We start from the raw sequence: 2,799 nt of genomic DNA, 5'->3' as shown, positions 1-2,799 counted from the left end.
GCGTACCGTAGCGTCGGCTCGCGAGGATGTAGACGTAGTAGGCGGCTGGTGCATTCATTGCTGGGCACCCCTTTATGACAACGTCTGAGAGTTGTGGTTATGGGTCCCGGCCTTCGCCGGGACGACACCAGTGGTATTGCATCAGCGCAGTTCAATTCACCGCCGACAGCAACCTGTCCCCGCACGCACTCGCGTAAAACTTGCCGCCGCATTGGCGCTTGATGGCGGTGCAGCGCTGCGCGGGCGTTGCGTTTTGCGGGAGCGAGACGGCGCAGCTGAGGCCATCGGCGCTGCGCTTGCCGGCGGCGGAGGCGGCGCTCGAGGTGGCGATGCAGATGACGAGAAGCGCCGCGGCGGCGATTTCGATCAGCAGTCTCATGGGACGTCCCCTCCACACTGATGGCTGAATCTGTATCCAGTCTAACACCAAATCGGCGTTTCTCCGTGCTGGTCCGGGTTCCCAAAGCGGCCCGTTCCTTGCATAATTTTAAGCCAGCGCAGTGCACTGCCGCGCCAGTAATGGTTCCGGCAAAGCGGCAAGACGCGTAGGGTTCAGTGGTGTTTCTGTCGACCAGGAAGTGACGGCCTTGCAAGATCAATCGTTCCAGCCAAATTTCCCTACCCCCGGTCAGCCCATCGACGAGCTCGCGCTGGCGGAGATCAAGGGTGCGATCCTGGCGAAGCTGCGCCTTGCCATCGGCAAGGATGCGGGCATGGCGACCAAGCACGACTGGTACCAGGCCGCCGCGCTCGCGCTGCGCGACCGCATCGTGCATCGCTGGCTGTCGGCCGAGAAGCGCAGCTACGATGCTGGCCGCAAGCGCGTCTATTATCTCTCGCTCGAATTCTTGATCGGCCGCCTCTTCACCGACGCGCTCAACAACATGGGCCTGCTCAAGATCTTCGACGTCGCGCTCGGCGATCTCGGCGTGTCGCTGCCCGAGCTGCGCAAATGCGAGCCGGACGCCGCGCTCGGCAATGGCGGCCTCGGGCGTCTTGCGGCCTGCTTCCTGGAGAGCATGGCGACGTTGTCGATCCCCGCGATCGGCTACGGCATCCGCTACGATTTTGGCCTGTTCCGCCAGATCATCAATCAGGGCTGGCAGCAGGAATATCCGGACGAATGGCTCGGCTTCGGCAATCCCTGGGAATTGCAGCGGCCGGAAGTGATCTACGACGTCAATTTCGGCGGCGGCGTCGAGCATGTCGACGACAAGGGCCGCGACCGCGCGATCTGGCACCCGGCCGAGACCGTGCAGGCGATCGCCTATGACACGCCGATCGTCGGCTGGCGCGGCCAGCACGTCAACGCGCTGCGGCTGTGGTCGGCGCGCTCGCCCGATCCGCTCAAGCTGGATGCCTTCAACGTGGGCGACTATGTCAGCGCCAGCGCCGAGCAGGCACGCGCGGAAGCGATCTGCAAATTCCTCTACCCGAACGACGAGAGTCCGGCGGGCCGCGAGCTGCGGCTGCGTCAGGAATATTTCTTCGTCTCGGCCTCGCTGCAGGACCTGGTGAAGCGGCATCTCGCATCCGACGGCCAGCTCCGCAGCCTGTCGTCCAAGGTCGCGGTGCAGCTCAACGACACCCATCCGAGCCTTGCCGTCACTGAGCTGATGCGCATCCTCGTCGACCTCCATAATTTCCGCTGGGACGAGGCCTGGAAGATCACTGTCGCCACCCTCTCCTACACCAACCACACGCTGCTGCCGGAAGCGCTGGAGACCTGGCCGGTCGAGCTGTTCGAGCGGCTGTTGCCGCGCCACCTCGAAATCATCTACCGCATCAACGTCCAGCACCTCGCGCTGGCCGAAGCACGCGCCCCCGGCGACATCGATTTCCGCGCCTCGGTCTCGCTGATCGACGAGAAGAGCGGCCGCCGCGTCCGCATGGGCCAGCTCGCCTTTGTCGGCTCGCACCGCATCAACGGCGTCTCGGCGATGCATTCGGACCTGATGCGCGAGACCGTGTTTCACGACCTCAACCATCTCTATCCCGGCCGCATCACCAACAAGACCAACGGCATCACCTTCCGCCGCTGGCTGATGCTGGCGAACCCGAAGCTGACCGATTTGTTGCGCGAGACCTGCGGCGAAGCCGTGCTCGACGACCCGACCCAGCTCTCGCTGATCGAGACACGCGCCAGCGACGTCGAGTTCCAGAAGAAATTCCGCAGCGTCAAGCTGCACAACAAGACCGCGCTGGCGCGCCTGATCGGCGAACGGCTCGGCATCAAGGTCGACCCGACCGCGCTCTTCGACGTGCAGATCAAGCGCATCCACGAATACAAGCGCCAGCTCCTCAACATCATCGAGACAGTCGCGCTTTATCAGGCGATCAAGGACGATCCCAACGCCAATTGGGTGCCGCGGGTGAAAATCTTCGCCGGCAAGGCGGCGGCGAGCTACAAATACGCAAAACTGATCATCAAGCTGATCAACGACGTCGCGGAGGTCGTCAACAACGATCCCGCCATCGGCGGCAAGCTGAAGGTCGTCTTCCTGCCGGACTACAATGTCAGCCTCGCGGAGGTGATCATTCCCGCCGCCGACCTGTCCGAACAGATCTCCACCGCCGGCATGGAGGCGTCCGGCACCGGCAACATGAAGCTGGCGCTGAACGGCGCCATCACGATCGGCACGCTCGACGGCGCCAATATCGAGATCCGCGACCAGGTCGGCGCGGAAAACATCGCGATCTTCGGCATGGAGGCCGGCGACGTGATGATCCGGCGCAAGCAGGGCCTGGACGCCTCGGACGTGATCCGCAAATCGCCGAAGCTGCAGCGCGCCATCAATG

2 protein-coding genes are annotated in these 2,799 nt (G+C 63.6%); one reads left to right on the top strand and one right to left on the bottom strand.

Features of this window, described 5'->3' with window-relative positions:
- Positions 1-151 precede the first annotated feature (151 nt).
- On the bottom strand, positions 152-379 hold the full coding sequence (locus tag G8O24_RS42310; protein WP_188108383.1) for a hypothetical protein: 228 nt from the start codon (positions 377-379) through the stop codon (positions 152-154).
- Between the two features lie 208 nt (positions 380-587).
- Here G8O24_RS42310 and G8O24_RS42305 point away from each other — a divergent pair.
- Positions 588-2,799: glycogen/starch/alpha-glucan phosphorylase (locus tag G8O24_RS42305; RefSeq protein ID WP_188108382.1), on the top strand; the 2,212-nt coding region annotated here is incomplete at its 3' end.

The sequence above is a fragment of the Bradyrhizobium campsiandrae genome (genome assembly GCF_014529705.1).
In the GTDB taxonomy this organism is placed as follows: Bacteria; Pseudomonadota; Alphaproteobacteria; order Rhizobiales; family Xanthobacteraceae; genus Bradyrhizobium; species Bradyrhizobium campsiandrae.
This window is presented reverse-complemented; position numbering and strand designations above follow the sequence as displayed.